4 protein-coding genes and 1 tRNA gene (1 of these 5 running past the window's edge) are annotated in these 3,434 nt (G+C 45.2%); all 5 read left to right on the forward strand.

All coding sequences use genetic code 11. The annotated features are described in order from the left end of the window. The first annotated feature begins 257 nt into the window (after nt 1–257). Nucleotides 258–482 carry a hypothetical protein gene (locus B3180_RS13380; protein ID WP_286845039.1) on the forward strand — a complete coding sequence of 75 codons (225 nt, stop codon included), beginning with the start codon at nt 258–260 and terminating at the stop codon, nt 480–482. Nucleotides 483–491: 9 nt separating this feature from the next. Continuing rightward, nucleotides 492–908: a LuxR C-terminal-related transcriptional regulator gene (locus tag B3180_RS13385; RefSeq protein ID WP_286845041.1), complete on the forward strand. Its 417-nt coding sequence runs from the start codon at nt 492–494 to the stop codon at nt 906–908. Next, nucleotides 905–2,743 carry an excinuclease ABC subunit UvrC gene (gene uvrC, locus B3180_RS13390; protein WP_278358700.1) on the forward strand — a complete coding sequence of 613 codons (1,839 nt, stop codon included), beginning with the start codon at nt 905–907 and terminating at the stop codon, nt 2,741–2,743. Before B3180_RS13385 ends, uvrC begins: the two co-directional genes overlap by 4 nt. A gap of 23 nt (nt 2,744–2,766) precedes the next feature. Continuing rightward, nucleotides 2,767–3,315, forward strand: a complete 549-nt coding sequence (pgsA, locus tag B3180_RS13395) for a CDP-diacylglycerol--glycerol-3-phosphate 3-phosphatidyltransferase (RefSeq protein WP_271331359.1) — start codon at nt 2,767–2,769, stop codon at nt 3,313–3,315. 96 nt (nt 3,316–3,411) lie between these two features. Further along, nucleotides 3,412–3,434: transfer RNA gene (locus B3180_RS13400), tRNA-Gly, on the forward strand; it runs 103 nt beyond the window's last position.

Below are 3,434 nucleotides of genomic sequence, written 5' to 3' on the forward strand. Positions count from 1 at the left end.
TATCTGGCTTGTTATTTGTGGGATATGCTGGACCAGGCCCGCTTGTAACCTCTGCTCAAAACTTCATCTTTGACTTGCCTTCAATAGCTATTGCCACACCCTCAAATTGGCTTTTCCCGAGTTTTTGTAAAGTTCTGTAAAAGCAACTTGTTATCGACGTTAAAAGCTCAGAATATGCGACGCGAATTCGGGCAGGGCGGTACGGATTTAAACTAATAAGGATGACCAACAAGGTATACAAATAAGGAATGTAACCTATGAACCGTATTATATTAGCAATCCCCAATCCAATTATAAGTGCCGGTATGGCCTCTGTTTTACAGCAGCACTTTAGCGACAAGGTGCTGACTGTTACGGGAATAGCTGACTTGCGTCGCACGTGTTATGAATATGAAGATGCTGTGGTGGTACTTTGCAGCCAACTGGGCGGGGCCGCTACAGTTGAGCACTGGCGGCGTCTAAAAAGGCGTCATTGCGACTAAAAGCTCATTGTGTGGGGAAGAAACCAGCAGGATATACTGGATTTTCAGTGTGGTATCAGTGTTGTCGATGGCTACTTGCTTGACTCATGCGACAGCTCGGATTTAGTTCAGGCAATTCGGTCATTAAAACAGGGTAATGTTTATGTCGCGGCGCCGGTAGCGGCATACTTGGCGCAAAACCCACGTTCTCAAAGACAGAAAAGCATGGTTGATATGCTCAGTGAGCGCGAGTTGCAAGTTGCGCAAATGCTCAGTCGTGGTATTCGTGTCAGAGAAATAGCCCGGCATCTGTGTATCAGTAGTAAAACAATTAATACTTTCCGTTATCGTATTTTCTCTAAACTCGGTATCGATGGTGATGTACAATTGTCCCATCTTGCAATTCAGCACGGTCTTGTCGACCTAATTCAGTTTGAAGGTAGATGACGGAAGGTAATACACAGAAACATTTTGACAGCGACAGCTTTCTTCGTCACTTGACTCATCAACCCGGTGTATACCGCATGTACGATGAGTCGGGTGACGTAATTTATGTTGGTAAAGCAAAAGACTTAAAAAAACGCGTATCCAGCTACTTTCGCGATAAAGTTGATCGTGTAAAGACTCAGGTCATGGTTAAGCAAATTGCTTCTATGGATGTCACCGTAACCAACACCGAAGCTGAAGCTTTAATACTCGAAAACTCCTTTATTAAAAAGTATCGCCCACGTTACAACGTGTTACTGCGGGACGATAAGTCTTACCCGTACATTATTCTGACAGCGCACCAACATCCCAGGCTGGGCTTTCACCGCGGAGCCCGTCGCACCAAGGGCGAATACTTCGGGCCTTTTCCAAATGGCTCAGCAGTGCGTGAAAGCTTAAACCTGCTACAAAAGCTGTTTCCGATTCGCCAATGTGACGATACCTATTATCGGGCACGTACCAGGCCTTGCCTGCAGCATCAGCTGAAACGCTGCCTTGCGCCTTGCGTTAATGTCTGCACTGATGAGGAATACAGTGAGCAAGTGGCTCTGGCGCGGCAATTCCTGCAAGGGAAAAACCAGCAGGTTATTGACGAGCTTATGAGCAAGATGGAGCAGGCGAGTGAAAACCTGGACTTTGAAAGGGCTGCAAGGTTTCGTGATCAGATTGCCGCATTAAGAAAAACGCAGGAGCGTAACTCGGTGACCGGTAGCCAGCAGGAACTGGACGTTATTGGTTTAGCGCGTGGTAATGGAATGACCACAGTACAGATGCTTTTTATCCGAGATAACCACTTACAGGGCAGTCGTAGCTATTTTCCTAAGGTGCCAACCGATACGCCTGACGATGAAGTGCTCAGAGCCTTTTTGTTGCAGTTTTATTTGTCGGATACGGCTGGACGCAAAATTCCAAAGGAAGTGGTTCTTCCCGTCGATATTCAGCCGGACAACGTATTAGCCGAAGTGATGAGTGATGCGTTGTCACAACCCGTCAAACTGCAAAGCAAAGTGAGAGGGGATAAACGTCAGTATCAGTCGCTGGCTCAGAAAAATGCCGTTAATGCGCTGGAAAGCCGGTTAAATCAACAAAGTACAATGAACCGTCGTACTCAGGCATTACAACAAGTGTTGGATTTCGGCGTGCCCATACAGCGTATGGAATGTTTTGATATTAGCCATACTATGGGGCAACAAACGGTAGCCTCTTGCGTGGTGTTTGATCAAAACGGACCTAAAAAGTCTGACTACCGTCGCTATAATATTACCGGCATTACTCCGGGAGATGATTACGCAGCAATGTCAAAAGCTCTGGCTAAGCGTTATGATAACGCCAAAGAACAAGGCAACATACCCGATATATTGTTTATTGACGGCGGTAAGGGACAGTTGGCCCAGGCAGAGAATTACTTTAGTGACTGGGGCAAAGAGGCGCCGGTTTTAATTGGTGTTGCGAAGGGAGAGTCGCGTAAACCCGGACTGGAAACTTTAATTATGGCCGGTAGTCACGAGACTATTCCGTTAAGTAGAGACGCCAGCGCGCTACATTTGATTCAACACATACGTGATGAATCGCATCGTTTTGCTATAACGGGACACAGACAGAAAAGAGCGAAAGTTAAGAAAACCTCAACCTTAGAACAAATTGAAGGGGTAGGGGCAAAGCGCAGACAAACAATCTTGAAAAATCTAGGTGGATTACAAGAGGTAAAAAACGCTAGTATTGAGAAACTTGCCAGCGTACCTGGTATTAGCCGAGCATTGGCGGAAAAAATTTATTACTCATTTCGTGATGAGTAAAAACAATAAGGAATGAGCGGATAATGAAGTGGAATATCCCTAATATTTTGACCAGCTTTCGGATAGTACTGATACCGGTGTTTCTGGTGGTTTTCTATTTACCAATGGAAGATGCGCGCTTTTGGGCTGCATTTATTTTTTGGTTAGCTGCAATTACCGATGCGTTAGATGGCTATATCGCCCGGCGCTTTAATCAATTCACTAAGTTTGGTGAGTTTCTTGATCCGGTAGCAGATAAAGCGATGGTTGTTGCTGCTCTGGTGGTGATTGTCGAAGATTACAACTCCGCCTTTATTACTATTCCTGCTTTAACAATGATTTGCCGAGAGCTTATTGTGAGCGCCCTGCGGGAGTGGATGGCACAAAGTGGCAATAGAGCAAAAGTCGCGGTTTCCAATTTAGGAAAGTGGAAGACGGTGGCACAAATGATTGCCTTAATTGGATTGCTCTGGAACGCTAATATTTATATTTATTGGTTATCGATGTTTTTATTCTACGCAGCCTTTGTATTAACGGTTTGGTCAATGTGGGAATATTTACGCGGAGCCAAGGGTGAATTGACCAGAAAATAACAGCTTTGCCGTAAATTTGCGCAAACAGTCACTAAATTGATAAAAAGTCATTGACTGAAAATGATTAAACAGTAGAATGCCACGGCAGATGACGGTGCGGGAATAGCTCAGCTGGTAGA

Origin of the sequence: Idiomarina sp. UBA4206, from assembly GCF_002383015.1 — a bacterium.
In the GTDB taxonomy this organism is placed as follows: Bacteria; Pseudomonadota; Gammaproteobacteria; order Enterobacterales; family Alteromonadaceae; genus Idiomarina; species Idiomarina abyssalis.

Excerpts from the sequence above, each read along its gene's own strand:
- uvrC (WP_278358700.1), top strand. The coding sequence starts at position 905 with ATGACGGAAGGTAATACACAGAAACATTTTGACAGCGACAGCTTTCTT.
- B3180_RS13380 (WP_286845039.1), top strand. The coding sequence starts at position 258 with ATGAACCGTATTATATTAGCAATCCCCAATCCAATTATAAGTGCCGGT.
- pgsA (WP_271331359.1), top strand. The coding sequence starts at position 2,767 with ATGAAGTGGAATATCCCTAATATTTTGACCAGCTTTCGGATAGTACTG.